The organism is Acidithiobacillus thiooxidans ATCC 19377 (assembly GCF_009662475.1).
Classification (GTDB): Bacteria; Pseudomonadota; Gammaproteobacteria; order Acidithiobacillales; family Acidithiobacillaceae; genus Acidithiobacillus; species Acidithiobacillus thiooxidans.
Map to the genome: position 1 here is coordinate 106,888 of NZ_CP045571.1, position 20,613 is coordinate 127,500.

General features: G+C 54.8%; 18 protein-coding genes, 2 tRNA genes and 1 rRNA gene. 9 read left to right on the forward strand and 12 right to left on the reverse strand.

Translation table 11 applies throughout. The annotated features are described in order from the left end of the window. Positions 1 to 35: 35 nt before the first annotated feature. From GCD22_RS18680 to GCD22_RS00540, 4 genes are read right to left on the reverse strand one after another with little or no spacing between them, the layout of a single operon-like run. Entirely contained in the window at positions 36 to 251 is a 216-nt protein-coding gene (locus GCD22_RS18680) for a nitroreductase family protein (RefSeq protein WP_280527711.1), read from the reverse strand. Between the two features lie 27 nt (positions 252 to 278). Then, positions 279 to 809 carry a methylated-DNA--[protein]-cysteine S-methyltransferase gene (locus GCD22_RS00530; RefSeq protein WP_024894514.1) on the reverse strand — a complete coding sequence of 177 codons (531 nt, stop codon included), beginning with the start codon at positions 807 to 809 and terminating at the stop codon, positions 279 to 281. 22 nt (positions 810 to 831) lie between these two features. Continuing rightward, complete coding sequence (locus GCD22_RS00535) at positions 832 to 1,119, reverse strand: chaperone modulator CbpM (protein WP_010640796.1); 288 nt, start codon at positions 1,117 to 1,119, stop codon at positions 832 to 834. Positions 1,120 to 1,134: 15 nt separating this feature from the next. Further along, on the reverse strand, positions 1,135 to 2,097 hold the full coding sequence (locus GCD22_RS00540; RefSeq protein ID WP_024894515.1) for a DnaJ C-terminal domain-containing protein: 963 nt from the start codon (positions 2,095 to 2,097) through the stop codon (positions 1,135 to 1,137). A gap of 116 nt (positions 2,098 to 2,213) precedes the next feature. Here GCD22_RS00540 and GCD22_RS00545 point away from each other — a divergent pair, with 116 nt between their 5' ends. Next, positions 2,214 to 4,343 carry a UvrD-helicase domain-containing protein gene (locus tag GCD22_RS00545; protein WP_031575890.1) on the forward strand — a complete coding sequence of 710 codons (2,130 nt, stop codon included), beginning with the start codon at positions 2,214 to 2,216 and terminating at the stop codon, positions 4,341 to 4,343. Positions 4,344 to 4,422: 79 nt separating this feature from the next. Beyond that, the gene (locus tag GCD22_RS00550; RefSeq protein WP_024894517.1) at positions 4,423 to 4,863 is read left to right on the forward strand and encodes a ComEA family DNA-binding protein; all 441 of its coding nucleotides are present in this window, start codon (positions 4,423 to 4,425) and stop codon (positions 4,861 to 4,863) included. 16 nt (positions 4,864 to 4,879) lie between these two features. On the opposite strand, the gene GCD22_RS00555 is transcribed toward GCD22_RS00550, so the two are convergent. The 3 genes from GCD22_RS00555 to GCD22_RS00565 are packed head-to-tail and all read right to left on the reverse strand — an operon-like array spanning position 4,880 to position 6,939. Next, on the reverse strand, positions 4,880 to 5,812 hold the full coding sequence (locus GCD22_RS00555; RefSeq protein WP_024894518.1) for a homoserine kinase: 933 nt from the start codon (positions 5,810 to 5,812) through the stop codon (positions 4,880 to 4,882). Between the two features lie 27 nt (positions 5,813 to 5,839). Continuing rightward, a complete protein-coding gene (locus tag GCD22_RS00560) occupies positions 5,840 to 6,202 on the reverse strand; it encodes a DUF2782 domain-containing protein (RefSeq protein ID WP_024894519.1) in 363 nt (120 codons plus the stop codon). Positions 6,203 to 6,219: 17 nt separating this feature from the next. Next, a complete protein-coding gene (locus GCD22_RS00565; RefSeq protein ID WP_024894520.1) occupies positions 6,220 to 6,939 on the reverse strand; it encodes an LOG family protein in 720 nt (239 codons plus the stop codon). A gap of 69 nt (positions 6,940 to 7,008) precedes the next feature. On the opposite strand from GCD22_RS00565, the gene polA reads away from it, so the two are divergent. Next, positions 7,009 to 9,735: a DNA polymerase I gene (polA, locus tag GCD22_RS00570; RefSeq protein WP_024894521.1), complete on the forward strand. Its 2,727-nt coding sequence runs from the start codon at positions 7,009 to 7,011 to the stop codon at positions 9,733 to 9,735. Here polA and kch read toward each other — a convergent pair. After that, positions 9,732 to 10,994, reverse strand: coding sequence for a voltage-gated potassium channel protein (gene kch / locus GCD22_RS00575; RefSeq protein ID WP_010640780.1), 1,263 nt, complete (start codon positions 10,992 to 10,994; stop codon positions 9,732 to 9,734). The genes polA and kch overlap by 4 nt on opposite strands. 65 nt (positions 10,995 to 11,059) lie before the next feature. Then, positions 11,060 to 11,794 (reverse strand): ribosome biogenesis GTP-binding protein YihA/YsxC, encoded by a 735-nt coding sequence (gene yihA, locus GCD22_RS00580; protein ID WP_342353865.1) that lies wholly within the window; start codon positions 11,792 to 11,794, stop codon positions 11,060 to 11,062. A gap of 94 nt (positions 11,795 to 11,888) precedes the next feature. Between yihA and GCD22_RS00585 the strand changes: the two genes are divergently transcribed. After that, a complete protein-coding gene (locus GCD22_RS00585; RefSeq protein WP_024894523.1) occupies positions 11,889 to 13,754 on the forward strand; it encodes a cytochrome c biogenesis protein ResB in 1,866 nt (621 codons plus the stop codon). Then, complete coding sequence (ccsB, locus tag GCD22_RS00590; protein ID WP_024894524.1) at positions 13,735 to 14,910, forward strand: c-type cytochrome biogenesis protein CcsB; 1,176 nt, start codon at positions 13,735 to 13,737, stop codon at positions 14,908 to 14,910. Before GCD22_RS00585 ends, ccsB begins: the two co-directional genes overlap by 20 nt. A gap of 119 nt (positions 14,911 to 15,029) precedes the next feature. Here the strand turns inward: ccsB and GCD22_RS00595 are convergent, their stop codons facing one another. The 3 genes from GCD22_RS00595 to GCD22_RS18870 form a co-directional block, all read right to left on the reverse strand. After that, the gene (locus GCD22_RS00595) at positions 15,030 to 16,226 is read right to left on the reverse strand and encodes an MFS transporter (RefSeq protein ID WP_035211598.1); all 1,197 of its coding nucleotides are present in this window, start codon (positions 16,224 to 16,226) and stop codon (positions 15,030 to 15,032) included. 63 nt (positions 16,227 to 16,289) lie between these two features. Next, on the reverse strand, positions 16,290 to 16,661 hold the full coding sequence (gene panD / locus GCD22_RS00600; protein ID WP_010640762.1) for an aspartate 1-decarboxylase: 372 nt from the start codon (positions 16,659 to 16,661) through the stop codon (positions 16,290 to 16,292). A gap of 230 nt (positions 16,662 to 16,891) precedes the next feature. After that, complete coding sequence (locus GCD22_RS18870; RefSeq protein ID WP_077273008.1) at positions 16,892 to 17,122, reverse strand: PsiF family protein; 231 nt, start codon at positions 17,120 to 17,122, stop codon at positions 16,892 to 16,894. Between the two features lie 139 nt (positions 17,123 to 17,261). Between GCD22_RS18870 and tyrS the strand changes: the two genes are divergently transcribed. The 4 genes from tyrS to GCD22_RS00625 all read left to right on the forward strand — a co-directional run bounded on the left by tyrS (position 17,262) and on the right by GCD22_RS00625 (position 20,473). After that, positions 17,262 to 18,494, forward strand: coding sequence for a tyrosine--tRNA ligase (gene tyrS, locus GCD22_RS00610; RefSeq protein ID WP_139110693.1), 1,233 nt, complete (start codon positions 17,262 to 17,264; stop codon positions 18,492 to 18,494). A 241-nt stretch (positions 18,495 to 18,735) separates the two neighbouring features. Next, positions 18,736 to 20,271: ribosomal RNA gene (locus GCD22_RS00615) — 16S ribosomal RNA — on the forward strand. A 46-nt stretch (positions 20,272 to 20,317) separates the two neighbouring features. Then, positions 20,318 to 20,394 (forward strand) — tRNA-Ile (locus GCD22_RS00620). 3 nt (positions 20,395 to 20,397) lie between these two features. After that, positions 20,398 to 20,473: transfer RNA gene (locus tag GCD22_RS00625), tRNA-Ala, on the forward strand. Positions 20,474 to 20,613: the final 140 nt, after the last annotated feature.

Below are 20,613 nucleotides of genomic sequence, written 5' to 3' on the forward strand. Positions count from 1 at the left end.
TTGATCTTGAGCGGATGAAAAGTTACCAACTTTATTTATTTTTGAAAATCTCGATGCGCCAATTTTAGGGGCCCAGGACTTGAAAAAGTTACCAACTTTATTTGTATGCTACAACAGGCCTGGATATGACTGGAACTTGCAGCATGTTGACCACAGCGTACGATATCCTGAACCAGGGTTTGTTCAACGGGTTGCCCGCTAAAGCGCCGTATGGATCGATGTTGCTTTAACACGTTGAGTGTGTCGTTCATATTCAATCTCCAAATGAATGGTGCGAATCAGGATAGGGCGCCTTCATGTTGCAATAACCAGCGTTTGCGATCTATGCCGCCCGCATAGCCAGTCAGGGTGCCATTGCTGCCAATGACCCGGTGGCAGGGTACGACAATACCAATGGGATTCTTGCTGTTGGCGTGTCCTACCGCGCGAACAGCCGCAGGAAGGTTCATGCCCTGAGCCTGTTCCTTGTAGCTGCGGGTTTCTCCGGCGGGAATGGTGCGTAACCATGCCCAGGCTGCCTGTTGAAAGGGCGTTCCGGCAGATTTTGTAGGAATGACCGTCAGTGCCTGCAAATCTCCCGCCCAGTAAGCCTCCAGACTATGACGTATCAACGTGGGCAGGGGTCCGCTGGTCAGCGTGATCCGGTCCGTGCCGTACAATCGACCGAGATCTGCAAGGATACTGTGCTGGCTGTCTTCCCAGTAATCCAACGCCCGCAAAGTGCCTTGCGGATCAGTTACCAGGAGCATTTCCCCCAAAGGGGTATTGCACCTATGAATATGCCAGTCCAAGGATTCGTTGAGAGACATGCTTTCAGCCCTGCAAGAGCCACTAATGCCGCAAGCGTTCCAGTAAATCCACCGCCAGGGCGGCTCCGGCCAGATCAATTTCCAGATCACGGGCGAGACGGCGGCTCAGCCTGGCCCGATAAAGATCCAGGCTGCGGAAGCGCCAGTGCTGGGGACCGCTGCCTTCGGGATGAATGACGCCATAGTGGACCAGTTGCACGGCTTCGCCTTCGGCACAATGCAGCAAGGTGCAGAAGCGCGACAAATCAAAGCAGAAAGCCCCCTCCTCCAGCAGTTCCGCTTCAATAACCTGAATGGGTGTTGAGACCATCGTGCACTCTCCTCTCTAACGGCGGGGATGATAGCTGGATATTTCTCCTAACTGGGTCCACAAAGCCTTTTCATCATCGCTGATATTTTTGGGGACGACTATTTGAATAATAGCGTAAAGATCACCCGCTGGTTTGCTGCTGGTTCCTGGCAGTCCTTTTTGGGAGAGACGCAGTTTTTGGCCGCTGCTGCTGCCCGCCGGGATTTTCATCCGGACACTGCCTTCCAGAGTGGGAACCTCAACGCTGGCACCCAGCACTGCTTCCCAGGGGGTGATGTGCAGGTCGTGATACAGGTCGGCCCCCTCTACCCGGAATTTGGAATGGGGTTGAAAATGGACCTGCAGATAAAGATCGCCATTGGGTCCGCCGCCCATGCCCGGTGAGCCTTGTCCTGCCATGCGCAATCGCTGGCCTTCGCGAATGCCCTTGGGGATTTTGACGGTAAGGCGCCGCGCTTCCCGGCGCATCCGGCCATCGGGTCCAAGCGTGGGCATTTCCAGGTTGATGTCGCGTTGCGCTCCTTGAGCGGCATCCTCCAGACTGATCTGGATGCTGGCTTCACTGTCTTCGCCCTGGCTGCGAAATCCTCCGCCGCCGCCATGAAAACCACCAGCGCCGCCATGTTGCTGGCGAAACAGGGATTCAAAAAAGTCGCTGAAGCCGCCATTGCCCCCAAAATCTGCGCCGCCAAATCCACCACCTCCAAAACCGCCAGGCTGCCCACCCCAGCCGGGCGGTGGACGGAAATCCTGCCCGGCGCGCCAGTTGCTGCCCAGCTGGTCGTAGGCCGTCCGTTTTTCCGGATCTTTCAAAACCTCATAGGCTTCCTGCAAATCCTTGAAGCGGTCTTCAGCGTTGGCTTCCTTGCTGACGTCAGGGTGATATTTCCGGGCCATTTTGCGATACGCGGCCTTGATGGCATCGGCATCGGCCCCGCGTTCCACCCCGAGAATTTTGTAGTAGTCTTTGTATTCCAATGGTTCCCCCTTATCATGGGTTATAGCAGACAGGGCCAAGCCTGTAAGTCTGCTCTCACAATGCGGCCATTATACCGTGTTTTCAAGCCCGCCAGGTCGGGTGGGAGGAATGTTTTTTGTCTGATTGGTCAACCCTGAATCCTCGCCAGCTGGAGGCGGTGACGCTTCCCCCTGGTCCGGCACTGGTGCTGGCTGGTGCCGGTTCCGGTAAAACCCGGGTGCTTACCAGCCGCATCGCGCATCTGCTCGAAGAGGGGGTGCATCCCGGAGAAATTCTGGCCGTCACCTTCACCAACAAGGCGGCACGATCCATGCGCGAACGCCTTGATAAAATGGTCGCCATGGAACTGCGCGGCCTGTGGATGGGGACATTTCACGGCCTCGCACATCGCCTGATTCGCCTGCATCATGAAGCACTGAAGTTGCCCGCTGATTTTCAGGTGCTGGATTCCGAAGACAGTCAGCGTTTGTTGCGCCGCCTCATGCGCGAGGCGCAGATGGACGAAAAGCAGTGGCCACCCCGGGCGATGGCGGGGCGCATTGGCCGCTGGAAGGACGAAGGCTGGGGACCGGAGCAGGTGTTGCGCTACGAAGGACCGGCGGCTGCGGCTTTTGTGCCGATTTATCAGGCCTATGAAGTCGCCAAGCAACGCTCCGGGCTACTCGATTTTGGTGATTTACTTCTGTATGCCCTGAAGCTTTGGGCGTCTCCCGAGATTCTGGATCATTATCAGCGGCGTTTTCAACATATTCTGGTGGACGAGTTTCAGGATACCAATGCGGTGCAATATGCCTGGCTGAAAGGGCTGGCGCGGCATGGCCAGATTTTTGTGGTTGGGGATGATGACCAGTCCATTTATGCCTGGCGCGGTGCGCGGGTCGAGAACCTGTTGCGTTTCGGGGAAGACTTTGCGGGTGCCCGGGTGGTGCGTCTGGAGCAGAATTATCGATCTACCGCTGCCATTCTCCAGGCAGCCAATGCCGTAATTGCCAACAATCCCGAGCGCATGGGTAAAACCCTATGGACCGCCGAGTCCGGTGGCGAAGCGGTGCACCTGTACACGGCGTACAATGAATTTGATGAGGCCCGTTATGTGATTGGGCGGATTCAGCAGTGGCAGGATCAGGGCGGGCGTCGCTCTGATTGCGCCATTCTTTATCGTTCCAATGCCCAGTCCCGCGCTTTTGAAGAAGTTCTGGTGCGTGAAGGTTTGCCTTATCGGGTTTATGGTGGCCTGCGCTTTTTTGAGCGGGCGGAAATCAAGGATACCCTCGCCTATTTGCGTCTGACTGCCAATCGTCATGATGATGCTTCCTTCGAACGGGTTGTGAATGTCCCTTCGCGTGGCATCGGGGCGGTCAGTGTCGAACGGCTGCGCAATCTTGCCCGCGAAAAGGGTCTATCGCTCTGGCAGGCGGCCGGAGCGCTGAATCAGGCAAAAATCAATGGATTTTTGAATCTGGTCGATACGCTTGCCGAGCAGACCCAAGAGCAGGACCTCGACAAGCGCGTGGAAATTATTTTGCAGCATACCGCCCTGCGCGAATGGCACAGTCGTGAGGGCGACCGGGCTGAAGGCCGCCTCGAAAACCTCGATGAACTCATCAATGCCGCGCGTGCGTACGGCCAGGATTGGCATGCTGATCCGCAACTGGGTGAGCTGGCACCGCAACCCGGCAACATGCTCTCCGAGTTTCTCACCCATGCCGCGCTGGAAGCGGGCGATGGGGCCGGAGATGCCTGGGAAGACTGCGTCCAGCTGATGAGTTTGCACAGCGCCAAAGGCCTGGAGTTTCCTCTGGTTTTTCTGGTGGGGTTGGAAGAGGGTCTGTTTCCCCACCAACGTTCTTTGGAAGATGGTCAGGGTCTCGCGGAAGAACGCCGCCTTTGTTACGTGGGCATGACCCGGGCCATGCGCCTGCTGGTGCTCAGTCATGCTGAAAGCCGGCGTTTGCACGGCAGTGAAAGAATGAGCATGCCCTCCCGTTTTCTGCGGGAAATCCCCCAGGAGCTTTTGCAGGATTTGCGTCCGCGCGCGCGCATCAGTCGTCCCGCCATGGCGCTACGACCTGCAGCCCCGGAAATGCCGTATCCGCTGGGCTCCCGTTTACAGCACCCGGTATTTGGCGAGGGGACGGTGCTGGATTACGAGGCAGGCGGTCGTCAGGGTCGAATCCAGGTGCAGTTCAGTTCGGGGGCCAAGTGGCTGGCTTTGGGTGTTGTGCAATTACAGCAGTTACCCTGACATTCAAAAGCAAAAACTGCCAAAGTCACTGCAAAGCCGTCAAAGCAACAGTCGTTTTTAGGAGAATGGGAGGAGCGTGATGAAAATATGGATGGGTATGCTGCTGGGTGTGATTTTGTCCTTGTTTGCCCTGCCATTGTGGGCATCTGTCAACATCAATACCGCAGATGTTGCTGCACTGGATAGTTTGCCGGGTATTGGTCCCGCCAAGGCACAGGCTATTGTGGAATATCGCAAGGCGCACGGATCTTTCAAAACTCTCGATGATCTTGCCCGGGTGCATGGCATTGGCAGCAAGCTGCTGGAAAGATTGCGCCCCTCTCTGGCACTGGATGGTCAAACGACGGCTCTATCGTCCGTTGCGGGTTGTTCGTCCGGGAAAGCGGCTTCGCGAAAAAAACCGATACCAGCAGGAGAAGAACGGGCCATACGACAAGGCAGTCACGGGTATATTCTCGATGGTGGCCCCGACAGTAATGCCTTTCATTACCGGCATTTTTCCCTGCAGGAATCGTCCTGAACCCGCAAACGAGTGGCTATAGCCCTTGACGGCGTTGTAACAAAATCCGGTGATATTCTTCAGGATCCTTGCAGAAAGTGATGGCGCCGGGGCGGCGGAAGTGCACCGCATCCAGCCGGAGCAGCCAGAAACGCAAGGCGGCTATCCGGAGCATGGCAAACCACAGGGGGGCTTCGTCATCCCGCAGCGGACGGGTCGCCACATAAGCCTCCCACAGTGCCACACTGAGAGAAGGATCCAGCTGGCCGTCAGGGCGTGCGCACCAGCTGTTTGCGACGACCGCCAGATCATAAAGCCAGGCATCATCGCCTGCGTAATAGAAGTCGATGGTGCCGGAAATCTGTTGTTCTGCGAAGAGCACGTTGTCGGGGAAAAGATCTGCATGAATGACTCCTCCCGGTAGTTTTTCCCGCTGAATGTGACTTTGATATGCCAGTTCATCGGCAATTATCTGGTTGTCGGCAGGATCCAGATGCGGCACCAGATGACGGGCGGTCTCCTGCATCCAGGCCAGTCCCGCAGGGTTGGGTTGACGCTGGGGAAAGTCTTCGCCTGCCAGATGCATTTGCCCCAGTAATTGCCCCAAAGCACGAATTTCCGTTAGCGTGGGGGCTCGCCCTTCAATGGACCGGCCCTGAAGGCACTGCACAATGGCGGCAGGTTTGCCACATAAGCTATTCAGGCTTTTCCCGCTACGGGCGTGCATAGGGCGCGGACAGGGAATGCCATGGGTGCTCAACCAGTCGGTAAGATCCAGAAAATAGGGAATTTTGGCGGCGGAAAGGCGCTCAAACAGGGTCAGCACAAAACGGCCCTGGTCCGTATCCAGAAAATAATTACTATTTTCGACGCCCGCAGAAATGCCGGTCAGGGAGATCGCTTTTCCCAGATCATAGTCTTCCAGAAATTGCGCGAGCTCCTGATCGGAGACATTGGTGTAAACAGACATAGATGCAGTTTTACTCTAACAGGCGCTTCACCAGCGAAATATAATCCACTGCGGAACACTCAGGTGCTCCGCAGCGGTTTGCGGAACTTCCGTGAAACGCCCGGTGCCGCCCTTGTCTTCCAGATAGTAGGGCGGGAAGGGTTTGGGTGGAATGACCTTGACCATGTAAACCTTGCCGTTGACCTTGTATTCCTCGATTTTGGATCCGGTCGGTGCCTTGATCTCGGCATTGGGACCGATTTTTTGCGGGGCAAGTTTGGGCAGATGCAGTTTTTGGATGTTTTGTTGTGCCGAATTGGGTAGTGCAGCATCCGTATCTGCCAGGGCAGTGGCGGCGACACCCAGCGCAAGGGCGGCAACCATGGTGGTAATCATGATACGAGTAGACATGGGAACTCCCTGAATATCTAAAGGTTGAGAAGGGCTTCTGTTTCGGCGGCCGATGGGGCAAAACCGCGCTTTTCATAATGATTAAATATAGCCGATACGACTTCGTCAGGATCATCAATGACGGTAATCAGATGCAGATCTTCAGGGTTGATAGTGCCAAGGCCGAGCATGGCCTCCTGCCACCAGACAATCAGCCCGTTCCAGAAATCCGAGCCTACCAGAATAATGGGCATGCGCCGGGTTTTGCCGGTTTGCACCAGGGTCAGACACTCTGCCAGCTCGTCCAATGTCCCGAAGCCGCCGGGCATGACGACATAGGCGACCGCATATTTCATGAACATGACCTTGCGGGAATAAAAATGCTCAAAGGAAATGGCAATGTCCTGATAAGGATTGCTGTGCTGCTCATGGGGAAGCTCAATATTCAGCCCGATGCTGTAGCCGGTGCCGTGGAAAGCCCCCTTGTTGGCCGCTTCCATGATGCCGGGGCCGCCGCCACTCAAAACCGAAAAGCCCGCATTGGAGAGTTTTTCAGCAATTTCCTCGGTTTTCAGATACCAGGGATTGTCGGGACCCAGGCGGGCGGAACCGAAAATGCTGACGCAGGGATCCACGTCCACCAGTTTTTCATAGCCGCGCACAAATTCCGCCATGATCTGGAAGATTTTCCAGGCCTCGCGGGTGAGTCGTCCTTCTCCCCCGTCCCGTAGTTTTTCTTCCTCAAGATGCGCCCGCATGTCTCATTCCCGTGTCAATGATGGAGATTTTCCGTATTATGACGGAAATTCGCTAACAAGTCCCAGATCATGCCCCAAGACCCTCGTATTCTCGTTGACGCCTCCAGTTTCCTGTACCGGGCATTTCATGCCCTGCCGGACTTGCGCGCGCCGGATAATCTGCCTACCGGGGCGATATTCGGGGTGGCCAACATGCTGCGGCGCCTGGCGAAAGAATATCCCAGTGATGAAATCATTGTGGTTTTTGATGCTCCCGGAGGGACTTTTCGTGACCGGCTTTATCCGGAATACAAAGCCCAGCGTCCAGCTATGCCGGAGGATTTGCGCGCCCAGATTCCGCTCCTGCATGAATGGATTCAGGCAACCGGTCTGCCGCTGGTGCTGGTACCGGATGTGGAAGCCGATGATGTCATCGGGACGCTCGCGGGCTCGGCGCAGGCGGGCCAGCAGGTGATTATCGTGACGGGTGACAAGGATATGGCCCAGTTGGTCAATGATCAGGTCACCCTGCTGGATACCATGAAGGGCGTCAAAACCGACGTGGCCGGGGTATGGGAACGTTATGGCGTGGCCCCGGAACGTATCGCCGATTTACTGGCGCTTACGGGTGACAAGGTCGATAACATTCCAGGGGTGCCCGGAGCGGGGCCGAAAACAGCGGCCAAATGGATTCAGCAATATGGCAGTCTGGATGGCGTTCTGGCCCACGCCGATGAAATCGGTGGCAAAATAGGCGAGGCACTGCGGGCCTCTCTGGATTATCTGCCCCTCAGCCTGGATCTGACCACGATTCGCCGCAATCTCCATTTGCCGGAGCAATCTTATCAACGTGTTCCCGAAAACACCCAAAAATTGCGCAGCCTCGCCCTACGCCTGGGCTTTCATGCCTGGCTCAAGGAATATCCAGCCGAACCGGGTACCGAGAATAATACCGAGGTTTCGGTAAATGAAAGCGCTGCGGGGGGATTGATGCCCATTGATCGCAGCCGTTATCGGGCGATTACGACCCCCGCAGCACTGGAAAACCTGCTGCAAAAGCTGCAGCAGGCGGACTTGGTGGCACTGGACACGGAAACGACGGCATTGGACCCACTGAATGCTGATTTGGTGGGTATTTCCTGTGCCTGGCAGGAAGGCGATCAGATTGAAGCAGTGTATATTCCGGTAGGACATCGGGATGACAGTACACAGTTGGTGCTGGATCATGTTTTAGCCACGTTGCGCCCCTGGCTGGAAAATCCGCAGGCCGCCAAGCTGGCGCAAAATGCCAAGTATGACTGGCGGGTGTTCTGGCGTTACGACATTCATCCGGCAGGCTTGTGCCGGGATACCCTGCTGGAAAGTTACATCCTGGACAGCAGCCAGAATAACCACGATCTGGATACTCTGGCGCAGCGCCATCTGCAGCACCAGAACATTACCTACGAAGAAGTCGCGGGCAAAGGCAAAGCGGCACGCAATTTTGCCGACGTGCCCGTATCTGAGGCCTTACCCTATGCGGCTGAAGATGCGGACGTTTGTTGGCGGATTGATGCCCAACTGTGGCCACGTTTTGCCAATGAGGCGGGCCTGCAGCGCGTCCTGATGGACATTGAAATGCCGCTGGTGCTGGTGCTGGCGCGTATGGAACAGGCCGGTGTTCGGGTAGATAAGGAGCAGTTGAAGACCCTCAGCATGGAATTGGGCAGGGATATGGCCGCTTGTGAAGCCCAAGCTTTCAAGTCAGCCGGACAATCGTTTAATCTCGGCTCACCGAAACAAATCCAGGAAATTCTGTTTGATAAAATGCAGTTGCCGGTCCTGAAAAAAACGCCTGGTGGCCAGCCCTCTACCAGTGAGGATGTGTTGGCCCAGCTGGCGGTTCAGGCGGATCTCCCCCGACTGATTCTGGAATATCGGGGAATGGCCAAGCTGAAAAACACTTACGCAGATGCCCTGCCGGAAATGATCAACCCCCGGACAGGTCGGGTGCATACCCATTTTCAGCAGGCCGTGGCGGCCACCGGACGCTTGTCTTCCAGTGCGCCGAATTTGCAGAATATCCCGGTGCGTACCGAGCAGGGTCGGCGTATCCGGCAGGCATTTGTTGCCGAAGACGGATTTTATCTGCTGAGTGCCGATTACTCACAAATTGAATTGCGCATCATGGCCCACCTTTCCCGGGACGCCCGTCTTTTGCAGGCTTTTGCCGAGGGCCAGGATATTCATGCCGCGACGGCGGCCGAAGTGTTCAATTTGGCTCCGGAGGCGGTAGATAGTGATGCCCGGCGTGCAGCCAAAGCCATCAATTTCGGCTTGATATATGGCCAGACCCCCTATGGCCTCGCCCAGCAGTTAGGTATTGAGCAGAGCGCTGCCCGGGCTTACATGGATCGGTACTTCGAACGGTATCCAGGGGTGCTCACTTACATGGAGCAAACCCGTGTTCTGGCGCGCCAGCAGGGCTATGTGGAAACCCTGTTCGGACGCCGTCTGTATGTGCCTGAAATTCGCTCCAGTAATGCGGCGCGGCGCAATTACGCCGAGCGGGCTGCCATCAACGCGCCCATGCAGGGTACGGCGGCTGATCTGATCAAAAAAGCCATGATTGCTGTAGATGCCTGGTTGCAGGAAACCCCGGCCCGGGGTCGAATGATTTTGCAGGTACATGATGAGTTGATACTTGAGGTGCCCGAGAGTGGTCTTGAAGCTGCCCGTGCCGCCCTCAAGGAGCTTATGGAAGGCGTGGCGGATCTGGCAGTTCCCCTACTGGTGGGTCTCGGGGTGGGAAAGCATTGGGATGCTGCGCACGGCTAACCCTTGCTGGGCGTGGCGCCAGTACTGAAACGGAACATTTTCATGACGGCGTTGTTATCCAGTTGCTCGCCATTGAGTGCCATGGCAAGCAGCTCACCACCCAGTACCTGGGGAGCGATGATCATATCCGGCTGGACCCTGCGCACCCGGCCAAGATTTTTACTGTCGTTGACTGCGGCAACGGTTTTGGCAGAGCCTTCCATTTCTTTGACCGCCAGCACCACGAAGGCGTTTTCTGAATCATCTGCGCGCAGGGCGAGAACCGCCAGAGCCTGCTCGGCACCGGCACTGCGTAATATATCGGTGTCACTGGAGTCCCCGATAATCAAATCATCCGCCTGATAAATGGAGTCATCGGGTTGGTGTCCCATGATCACGATAACGGGTAAATTGCGACTTTTTAGTTCGCGATAACTATTGCGCGCCAGCGGCGTATCTCCCGCGATGATGTAATGATTTTTCAGAGTCATGCGGCGTTTTTCCCCTTGTAGCGCCGATTGCAGTCGGTTATTGATTGCCGGAACAATAATGGCCGATAACGAAGTGGCAAATACGGTGATTCCCAGCACAATCAAAGATACCACAAAAAGTCTGGCCTCGTTGGAAACGGGCAGAACATCGCCATAACCGACGGTAGACATGGTCACTATGGAAAAATAAAGTGCCCCCGTCAGGCTATGAATATGCGGTTTGAAGCCGTCACCCAGAATATACGCACCGAACACCCCATAACCTATAACCATAATGGCGCCTACCAGTGCAAACAGGGTGCCGGTGGCGAGACTGCTGTGATTAAAACGACCCCGGAAAATCCATAAAAAAAACACCAGAACCGCATTGTAGTAAAGCAATGCTGAAATATGTTGGGGATGGCGGTAAATACCAACGGCAAGAACCGCTGATGCAATAGTCAGAACAATGGCCCAGGCGAAACGCGAACGAAATAACAGACCCAGCGACATGATCAGCAGAATGATGCCTGCAGCACCCTGCGGAAGGCCACGAAAGGCATCCAGCACAAAGCCGCTGGACATGTCGGCAAGGCTGCCGACGTAGCTCAGTCCCAGCAATTGTCCGATGGCCGGAAGAATGTTGAAAAGCCCCAGAAAACCTACCGCTGCAGCAATGGGTGTATGTGGATACCAGCGGTCAAGCTGCAGGCGTCTTGCCCAGCGCTCAGCCCGTCCTCGCCAGCGGTTACGCCAGCTCGGGCGTAAAATATGCCAGGGATGAGGCGTGTGACTGAACTTTTCCGACATGCTTCACTCAAACCCGATGAGTAACGAATTGCTTGTCTGGATCCGGTCTACCCTCCCTGGCCGGATCATGAGTCCTCCCCTCCCTTTGAGGGCTCGTTATTAACCCCGGCAGAAGTCGGGGTTTCTTTTTGTTCGCCGGGTGCCAGCCAGCCTGCAATCAACTGATGCAATTCGTCCAGACCCTGTCCGGTTTGCGCCGAAAACAGTTGCATGGCAACCCCCTGTAATTCCGGCATCCGCCGCAATCGGGCCATTTCCTGCAAGGCCGCCCCGCGACTGAGTTTGTCGGCCTTATTGAGAAGGACGTGGACCGGGCGGCCACAACCCGCAGCAAAACCAATCAGATCAGCATCATGCGGCCCATAGGGATGGCGAATGTCCATGACCAGAATCAGGGCGCGCAGACTGCTGCGTCGGCGCAGGTATTGTTCCAGTAATGGACCCCAGGAACGCCTTAAGGCCTCAGGGACTTTGGCATACCCATAACCGGGTAGATCGATGAGGCGTTGCCCAGGATCCAGATCAAACACGTTGATGGCCTGAGTACGGCCGGGCGTGCGACTGACGCGTGCCAGCGCGCGGCGTTCGGTGAGCATGTTGAGGGTAGAGGACTTGCCCACGTTGGAACGTCCGGCAATGGCCACTTCGGCCCCATCATCCGGGGGGAGTTGTCCCGCCTGGGTCACGCTGAGGCGAAAGCTGGCCCGACGTAACGGGGCGAAACGGAAAGGTGTTGGGTTGGTATGGTTCATGCTGAGAGCATAGTCGTCGTCAGTTGGTTCTGGCAATCTGAAAGTCATGCTCAGGAAGCTTGCTGCCACCAGGCCCAGGACCTAGACTGCGAAAAAACAATTCAAGTGGAATAATTCACTGAAAAAAATAGGGAGAACAGGTTTGCAAGCACATGTAGATGGCCTTGCCTGGCAGCAGCCGCGCTGGCGATTGCTGGTACAGTTTTTGGGGTCCATGCGACTGGCGGTCAGTCTGCTGGTATTACTGGCCATTGCTTCAGTGATCGGCACTATTCTCAGTCAACAGCAGCCTTACCAGAATTATGCCATGCAGTTTGGGCCGTTCTGGTTTTCGGTATACCGTGAACTCGGTTTGTACAATGTGTACCGCACTTTGTGGTATACAGCGATTGTGGCCTTTCTGGTGTTATCCACGGCAACCTGCGTTACTCGAAACAGTCCCCGGATGCTGCGCGAAATGCGCGAATTTCCAATCCGTCAACGCGATACCGTGATTTTGGGTCAGGATCATTGGGTGCGTATGGCTACGACATTGCCGATGGATCAGGCACAAGAGCGCATCCTGCAAGTGTTGCGAGCCGCTGGTTATAAACCCCGCGTGGAACAAAAAGATGGCGATATGGCCATTGCTGCCCGCAAGGGACGCTACCATCGTCTAGGCTACTTTCTCACCCATATTGCCATTGTCGTCATTTGTGCGGCGGCACTATATAACGCCGACGTGCCCGTTAAATGGGCAGAATGGCAAGGAACACTCAAACCAGAGCAGAATTTTGATCTTCCGCTTTCAAAAATCCCCCGGACGGCCTGGATGTCCCAAAACAATCCGGCCTATCGGGGGATTATCACGCTGCCCGAAGGTCAGACCGCCAATGCGGTATTTGAACTCGCCGGCAATGGTTATCTGGTGCAACCCCTGCCTTTTCGGATTCATTTGCAATCGTTTCATATTTCCTATTATTCCACCGGAATGCCTAAGGATTTTACTTCCCGGGTCGTGCTCTACAGCCCGCAGGGGAAAGTCCTCAAAACGGGTGATGTCCGCGTAAATCACCCCATGTCCTATGACGGGGTATATATTTATCAGTCGAGCTTCAGTGATGGGGGGTCATTGCTGCATATGAAAACCTATCTGCTTGGAGCCTCGGGTGCCGCCCCCGGCGAACTTTCCGGACGGGTGGGACAAACCCTTCATGCAGGGAATTCCGGCTACGCTGTCGATCTGAAAAATTTCAATCTTTACAACATCGTGCCGAAGGCGGCGGTGGGCGAAAAAGCCACTCCGGATCATCCGACCCTCAATCTGGGCCCCAGTTTTACCTACATCATTCACAATCCCAATGGTCAGGCCGCCGAATTCAAGACCTACATGACACCCATGCGGCGGGGTGGGCAAGGTTTTTTTGTTCAGGGATATCGCGAGGCATTGGGAGATGCCTACCGATACATATATATCCCTACCGGGCCTAACGGGAGCATTGGTTTGTTCATGGATTATCTGGCGGCCTTGCAGTCTGCGGCCCGTGCGGGTGCCAACGCTTCTCAGGCTATTTTCACAGAGACCTTCCAGCAGGTTGTTGCCCGTCATGCTCCGGGAATGAGCACGACGGATCAATCCCGTTTTTTGCAGGCGGGTATGCAAACCTTGGTGCAACTGCACGATTACCCCATGCCTTTCATTTTATCGTTAAGTAGTTTTGATCATCGCTGGGCAGCCGGCTTGCAGGTGACCAAGTGGCCGGGGACCATTGTGATTTATTGGGGATGTGTGGCCCTGGTGCTGGGCATTTTCATCCTGTTTTATAATCCCCAGAAGCGTATCTGGCTCCGCCTTCGTCCCCGGGGACAGGAGTCCGAGGGGGTAGAGTTGTTATTGGGGGCTTCTGCAGACCGCAACCGTCTGGATTTTACCAAAGAGTTTAAGCGATGGACCGGGACCTTGGAGCAGGCCCTGGGCGTCGATCACGCCGAATACAAGGAGCAAAAAGATGGCCAACACACGCGTTGAAAGCTGGACAGAATTAAGCCCGGAGCCAAGCTGGTGGGCACAGTGGAAATTAAGAGACTGGGCATGGTTTGCCGGATTGAGCGTTTCTGCCGGAATTATTTTAGGGCTGTACGGTAGCAGTTTTGGTTACTGGCAATTTGTGGTGTTGGCTGCCTGGTATAGCGCCCTGCTGGTGGCGGGGCTGGCCTGGCGTCCCGTGCAGTTGGCCAGCATCGGAATCGTGTTGCCCGCACTGTTGGCTGTGTGGCTTTATAGCATCGGCCAAACCACTGCAAATAACATGCTCCTGCGCGATGTGTTACAGGGCTACGCGGCGGTTATGTGGATGTCCGCGCTGCTGCTCGCCGCCACCGCCTGTTATCTTTTTTATCTTTTTAGCGGACGTGAACGGGCGGGTCAGTGGGCCACAGCCCTGACCTGGGCTGGCGTCATCATGGGATTCATTGGTCTTGGGGTACGGTGGCGGGAAACCTATCTGGGCCATCCGGATTGGGGGCATATTCCGGTAAGCAACCTTTGGGAAGTTCTGGTCCTCTTTTGTGCCTCTACGCCATTGTTTTACCTGTATTATGAAAAGCGTAACGAAGCACGTGCCCTGGGCGCCTTTGTGATGCCTCTGGTGGCCGCCGGAGTGGGGTTTCTGCTCTGGCTGACATTTGCCCAGCACATGGACCAGATTGAGCCACTCATCCCTGCCCTGCAAAGTTTCTGGATGAAATTACACGTTCCCATGATGTTTGTGGGTTATGCCAATTTTACCATCGCCAGTCTCATTGGCGTGGGTTATTTGTTGACGGAGCGGTCGCGCCGCCGTGGTTCGGGAATGTTGCTTCGGGTCATGCCCAGTAGTGAAGTCATGGACGACGTGATGTACAAGGCCATTGCCCTGGGTTTTCTGTTTTTTACGGTGGCAACCATTTTGGGCGCGGTATGGGCCGCCAAGGCCTGGGGCGGCTTCTGGTCCTGGGACCCCAAAGAAACCTGGGCGCTGATTGTCTGGTTGAATTACGCCGGTTATTTACATGCCCGCGTCGTTAAAGGGTGGCGTGGTACGGCCATGGCCTGGTGGTCATTCATGAGCCTTTGGGTCGTGAGTTTCTGCTTTCTGGGCGTCAATATGTTTCTTTCGGGGTTGCATTCTTACGGGAAGTTATAAATTTCCTGATGAACCCGGTTTTCTGAGACTCGTTAATTATCTGATGACCCGTGCTGCGAAGGTTTTTCTGTAAATTACGGTGAGAGTCAACAGGGTGGGCGCGAGATCTGATCGGATGCTTATTGTTTTTGTTTGCTGAAAAACTGACGAAACAGAATCAGATACATTCCCTGTAAGGCGACGGCCAATAAAAATGGGGTCACCAGCATTTCGGCTTCAAAGAAAAGTCCGGCAATGCTGGGTCCGATGGCTCTGGGTGCTTGCAGGGATAAACTGTTTACGGTGGCGGCCAGACCGCGTTTGTCTTTTCCAACCAACCCCAGAAACAATGCCTGCCGTGATCCGATACTGCCCTGGTTCAATGCCGCACGAAAAATGTAGAGCAGCATGGCCAGCCAGAATACTGGCGCAAAAGGTAAAGCCAACATCATAATCAAACCGAGCAGGCGCATGCGGGTCACCGTACCAACCATGCCAAAGCGTCTGGTCAGGCGTAATCCCAGAAGCGACATGAGCGCCGCACTGAAAAAGGCCAAAGCCATGGCCGCACCAATAGCGGCAGGACCTACGCCAAAGCGTAGATGAAACCAGTAGGCCATCAGTGGACCGACCATGCCAATCCCTAATCCGTTCAAAGCATTGATGGCGCCAAATCTCAGCAGAACTCGTCCTACAGACGAAGGCTTGTCCGCAATGATCTCAGGGCTTTCCAGTTTTGTGGCAGGAGCGGTATCCTGATCAATACCTTCAGCCGATAGGGAGGACTCTCTAGCGCGGAGCAAAAAAAACAGGCAAAACAATGAACCCAGTAACACGATTATAAATAAAGACCGATATGCTTCCGGTCCTGGCAGCACCCCATTCAGTAGTCCGGGCAGCGTAGCCAGCAATGCGCCAACGGCCATGCCTGTCAGTCCGGCACTGGTATTCAGGTGGAAAATCTGTCCCCATTGCTTATGAGAAACGCTCCGTGACATCCAGGATTGTTCGGCGGGGGCGAAGGGGCCGGCACCACCATTAGCGCCCCTTCCAAAGGCACCGAGAATGGCCGCCAAGCTGAGCCAGACTGGCTGGGCCGTACTCAAGGCGATGATTGTGGCACCAATCTGGATACCCTCATAGCCCAACAAAAAGCGTTTGGCGCCAAAACGATCGCTGAGTGGCCCAACAATCAGGGTTGCCAGCGCGCCCACCAGCAAACTAACCGAATATAAGCCGCCGATATGGATGGCTGACCAATGCAAGGCATGGAGATAGAGGGCAAAATCTACGACCAGTGCACCCTGGCCGACACTCCGGGCGACTCGTGCAGCCATGAGCAGGCGGGCATTGCGAGGAATGTCTGAAAGCAATGAGAAGGACAGGTTCAGTGGAGCAGCTTATTGGATTTCATGATGGGTACGGGTAATCTGATTGTGCGAGTCCACATACACGAGTCGAGGCTGAAATTCCGCAGCCTTTTCTTCAGCGATTTGCGCATAGGCGGCAATAATCAAAGTGTCGCCCAAGGCGACGCGGCGTGCGGCTGCACCATTTACAGAGATGATCCCCGAACCGGGCGCTGCAGAAATGGCATAAGTACTGAACCGGTCGCCGTTATTGACGTTATATATGTGCACCTGCTCGTAAGAATAAATGCCCGCGCTTTTCAGCAGATGCGCATCAATGGCGCAGGAGCCTTCATACTCCAGTTCCACGGCGGTAACCCGAACCCGATGCAGCTTGCCCTTGAGTAAGGTGAGCAAAGTCATGAGCGGTCTTCATCCTGCTGGTGCTTTTTGGCCAGGCGATTGACGCCCACCGCTACAATGATCAGAAGCAGGGGGGTTCCGACCATAATCACAATTTCTCCCCAGAGACTAAGCATATTGAGAGTATCTCCCGACAAGTTTAATGGTTATTGAGTTTACCCCTTGCAGGGTAATGGGGGAATGGTTGCAGCCATCCCAAAACCGGGAGATGGCTGCTGGTTTGCTGGAAATTACTTGTTGCCGAGACAGGATTTCATGAAAGCTTTACGCTCTGCGCCTTTTTTACCTTTGGCATCGGCATTACAGGTCTTCATGCGTTCCTGGTGGGGCGTGAGGGGCTTGACAGCATGTGTCGCCGTTTCGGCAAAAGTCAAGGCGGGACAGCAAGAGACAAGCACAGCAATGACATTACAGTTTTTTAAGCATCGTTCGTTCCTTTTCTTTGGTAGGTTATACAGCATAAATAATATTACATGTCCGTAAGTTAGCGGCCAACAATAGTCAGATTGGCCGGTACGTTACATGAATGATTACGCCTCCATTCAGCGCGGCTTGCGTAAATGCTAAGATGCGGCCTACTCGATCAATTGCGGATTATTTATGACCATGAATACAGAACAGGCAGAAGCACAAATTGCGCTAGGCACAGTGGATATTCTTCCGGAAGGAGAAATATCCAAACGTCTGGAGCTCGCGGCAGAAAAATCCGAACCATTGCGAATCAAGCTCGGTATGGATCCGACCGCTCCGGATCTTCACCTCGGCCATACGGTATTACTCCATAAGGCACGACAGTTTCAGGATATGGGGCACAAATTATTATTCATCGTAGGTGATTTTACAGCGATGATCGGTGACCCGACGGGCAAAAATGTCACCCGCAAGCCGCTCAGTCGAGAGGAGGTGACCGCCAATGCCGAAACCTACCAGCGCCAGGTCTTCAAAATTCTTGATCCTGAGCACACTGAAATACATTTTAACTCCAAGTGGTTGGGCGCGTTGGCTCCAGAAGCACTGATCCAGCTTGCCGCACGTTATACGGTGGCCCGGATGCTGGAGCGCGATGATTTCAGCAAGCGCTATGCAGCGAATCAACCCATTGCCATCCACGAATTTCTCTATCCCCTGCTACAAGGATATGACTCGGTGGCCATCAAGGCGGACCTGGAAATGGGCGGGACCGATCAGCGTTTTAATCTGCTGGTAGGTCGGGAACTCCAACGAGAATACAGTCAAAAAGCGCAAATGGTGCTGACCATGCCGATTCTGGAGGGCCTCGATGGGGTTCAGAAAATGTCCAAATCCCTGGGTAATTTTATTGCTGTAGAAGATCCTGCTGTAGAAATGTTTGGCAAGATCATGTCTATTTCAGATGTTTTGATGTGGCGCTATTACACACTGCTCTCCCGGGTCTCTGTTCAGGAGCAGGAACGATTACGGCGAGGAGCAGAAGCAGGATTGCTGAATCCTCGCGATATAAAGCTGGATCTTGCCGAAGAACTGGTGACCCGTTTCCATAACAAAGAAGAGGCAGAAGCGGCGCGTACGACTTTTCTGGCCCGCTTTCAGCGTCATGAAACGCCGCAGGATCTACCCTTGCAGAATTATGCCTTCGATAGCCCTCCACGCCTGGCGCAGGTGCTGGTACAGGCTGGTTTGGCGAGCAGCAACAGCGAAGCCATGCGCAAAATCCGCGAAAATGCTGTGCGGGTGAACGGCGAGCGCGCAGACGATCCGGCGATTACGCTGAATATTGGGGAGGAGTATTTACTGCAACTCGGTAAACGCCACTTTGCCAGAGTGACGCTCTGTGCGGAGAAAAACGCTAACTGACAGAATATAAAGACTTCCTGATGGTCGAGCCAGGAATACAGGAAAGATGCGAAAATATTGTGTTGACACCCCTCGAACCCTGCGTATAATGCGCCCTCACGACGCGGCGTTGAGCCGCACCGGACTCCGGTCCGGATGTTCTTTAAAAGCCGAGTGGAGATGTGTGGGGTTTAGGCCCAGGCTGTATTTGGATGCGAATTATCGTACTGAATATGGTAGAAGTTGAACAAATTGTTGGATTGAACTTAAGAGTTTGATCCTGGCTCAGATTGAACGCTGGCGGCATGCCTAACACATGCAAGTCGAACGGTAACAGGTCTTCGGATGCTGACGAGTGGCGGACGGGTGAGTAATGCGTAGGAATCTGTCTTTGAGTGGGGGACAACCCAGGGAAACTTGGGCTAATACCGCATAAGCCCTGAGGGGGAAAGCGGGGGATCTTCGGACCTCGCGCTGGAAGAGGAGCCTACGTCTGATTAGCTAGTTGGTAGGGTAAAGGCCTACCAAGGCGACGATCGGTAGCTGGTCTGAGAGGACGACCAGCCACACTGGGACTGAGACACGGCCCAGACTCCTACGGGAGGCAGCAGTGGGGAATTTTTCGCAATGGGGGCAACCCTGACGAAGCAATGCCGCGTGAATGAAGAAGGCCTTCGGGTTGTAAAGTTCTTTCGTGGAGGACGAAAAGGTGGGTGCTAATAACGCCTGCTGTTGACGTGAATCCAAGAAGAAGCACCGGCTAACTCCGTGCCAGCAGCCGCGGTAATACGGGGGGTGCAAGCGTTAATCGGAATCACTGGGCGTAAAGGGTGCGTAGGCGGTGCATTAGGTCTGTCGTGAAATCCCCGGGCTCAACCTGGGAATGGCGGTGGAAACCGGTGTACTAGAGTATGGGAGAGGGTGGTGGAATTCCAGGTGTAGCGGTGAAATGCGTAGAGATCTGGAGGAACATCAGTGGCGAAGGCGGCCACCTGGCCCAATACTGACGCTGAGGCACGAAAGCGTGGGGAGCAAACAGGATTAGATACCCTGGTAGTCCACGCCCTAAACGATGAATACTAGATGTTTGGTGCCAAGCGTACTGAGTGTCGTAGCTAACGCGATAAGTATTCCGCCTGGGAAGTACGGCCGCAAGGTTAAAACTCAAAGGAATTGACGGGGGCCCGCACAAGCGGTGGAGCATGTGGTTTAATTCGATGCAACGCGAAGAACCTTACCTGGGCTTGACATGTCTGGAATCCTGCAGAGATGCGGGAGTGCCCTTCGGGGAATCAGAACACAGGTGCTGCATGGCTGTCGTCAGCTCGTGTCGTGAGATGTTGGGTTAAGTCCCGCAACGAGCGCAACCCTTGTCCTTAGTTGCCAGCGGTTCGGCCGGGCACTCTAGGGAGACTGCCGGTGACAAACCGGAGGAAGGTGGGGATGACGTCAAGTCCTCATGGCCTTTATGTCCAGGGCTACACACGTGCTACAATGGCGCGTACAGAGGGAAGCCAAGCCGCGAGGTGGAGCAGACCCCAGAAAGCGCGTCGTAGTTCGGATTGCAGTCTGCAACTCGACTGCATGAAGTCGGAATCGCTAGTAATCGCGGATCAGCATGCCGCGGTGAATACGTTCCCGGGCCTTGTACACACCGCCCGTCACACCATGGGAGTGGATTGTACCAGAAGCCGTTAGCCTAACCTTCGGGAGGGCGATGACCACGGTATGGTTCATGACTGGGGTGAAGTCGTAACAAGGTAGCCGTAGGGGAACCTGCGGCTGGATCACCTCCTTTAAAGAAATGGGTCCTAGACCCCACACACGCCACTCGGTAAAGAATCGGGCCTATAGCTCAGCTGGCTAGAGCACACGACTGATAATCGTGAGGTCAGTGGTTCGAGTCCACTTGGGCCCACCAAATGGGGCTGTAGCTCAGCTGGGAGAGCACCTGCTTTGCAAGCAGGGGGTCACCGGTTCGATCCCGGTCAGCTCCACCAAAGGGAAGAGGCCCGCGCGCAGCGGGTCGGACGCTGGGGTGGAGAAGTAGGCGGCAGGAAGCGGGTAACAGGTAACAGGAAGTAGAGAGTAGGAAGGTAATTAAAGAGTCCGTAGTAGTGAGTTTCTGAATAAAGAAGCT

Coding starts and splice junctions, on each gene's coding strand:
- GCD22_RS18680 (WP_280527711.1), bottom strand. CDS start 251: ATGAACGACACACTCAACGTGTTAAAGCAACATCGATCCATACGGCGC.
- GCD22_RS00530 (WP_024894514.1), bottom strand. CDS start 809: ATGTCTCTCAACGAATCCTTGGACTGGCATATTCATAGGTGCAATACC.
- GCD22_RS00535 (WP_010640796.1), bottom strand. CDS start 1,119: ATGGTCTCAACACCCATTCAGGTTATTGAAGCGGAACTGCTGGAGGAG.
- GCD22_RS00550 (WP_024894517.1), top strand. CDS start 4,423: ATGAAAATATGGATGGGTATGCTGCTGGGTGTGATTTTGTCCTTGTTT.
- GCD22_RS00555 (WP_024894518.1), bottom strand. CDS start 5,812: ATGTCTGTTTACACCAATGTCTCCGATCAGGAGCTCGCGCAATTTCTG.
- GCD22_RS00560 (WP_024894519.1), bottom strand. CDS start 6,202: ATGTCTACTCGTATCATGATTACCACCATGGTTGCCGCCCTTGCGCTG.
- GCD22_RS00565 (WP_024894520.1), bottom strand. CDS start 6,939: ATGCGGGCGCATCTTGAGGAAGAAAAACTACGGGACGGGGGAGAAGGA.
- polA (WP_024894521.1), top strand. CDS start 7,009: ATGCCCCAAGACCCTCGTATTCTCGTTGACGCCTCCAGTTTCCTGTAC.
- kch (WP_010640780.1), bottom strand. CDS start 10,994: ATGTCGGAAAAGTTCAGTCACACGCCTCATCCCTGGCATATTTTACGC.
- yihA (WP_342353865.1), bottom strand. CDS start 11,794: ATGACTTTCAGATTGCCAGAACCAACTGACGACGACTATGCTCTCAGC.
- ccsB (WP_024894524.1), top strand. CDS start 13,735: ATGGCCAACACACGCGTTGAAAGCTGGACAGAATTAAGCCCGGAGCCA.
- GCD22_RS00595 (WP_035211598.1), bottom strand. CDS start 16,226: ATGGCTGCACGAGTCGCCCGGAGTGTCGGCCAGGGTGCACTGGTCGTA.
- panD (WP_010640762.1), bottom strand. CDS start 16,661: ATGACTTTGCTCACCTTACTCAAGGGCAAGCTGCATCGGGTTCGGGTT.
- GCD22_RS18870 (WP_077273008.1), bottom strand. CDS start 17,122: ATGCTGTATAACCTACCAAAGAAAAGGAACGAACGATGCTTAAAAAAC.
- tyrS (WP_139110693.1), top strand. CDS start 17,262: ATGACCATGAATACAGAACAGGCAGAAGCACAAATTGCGCTAGGCACA.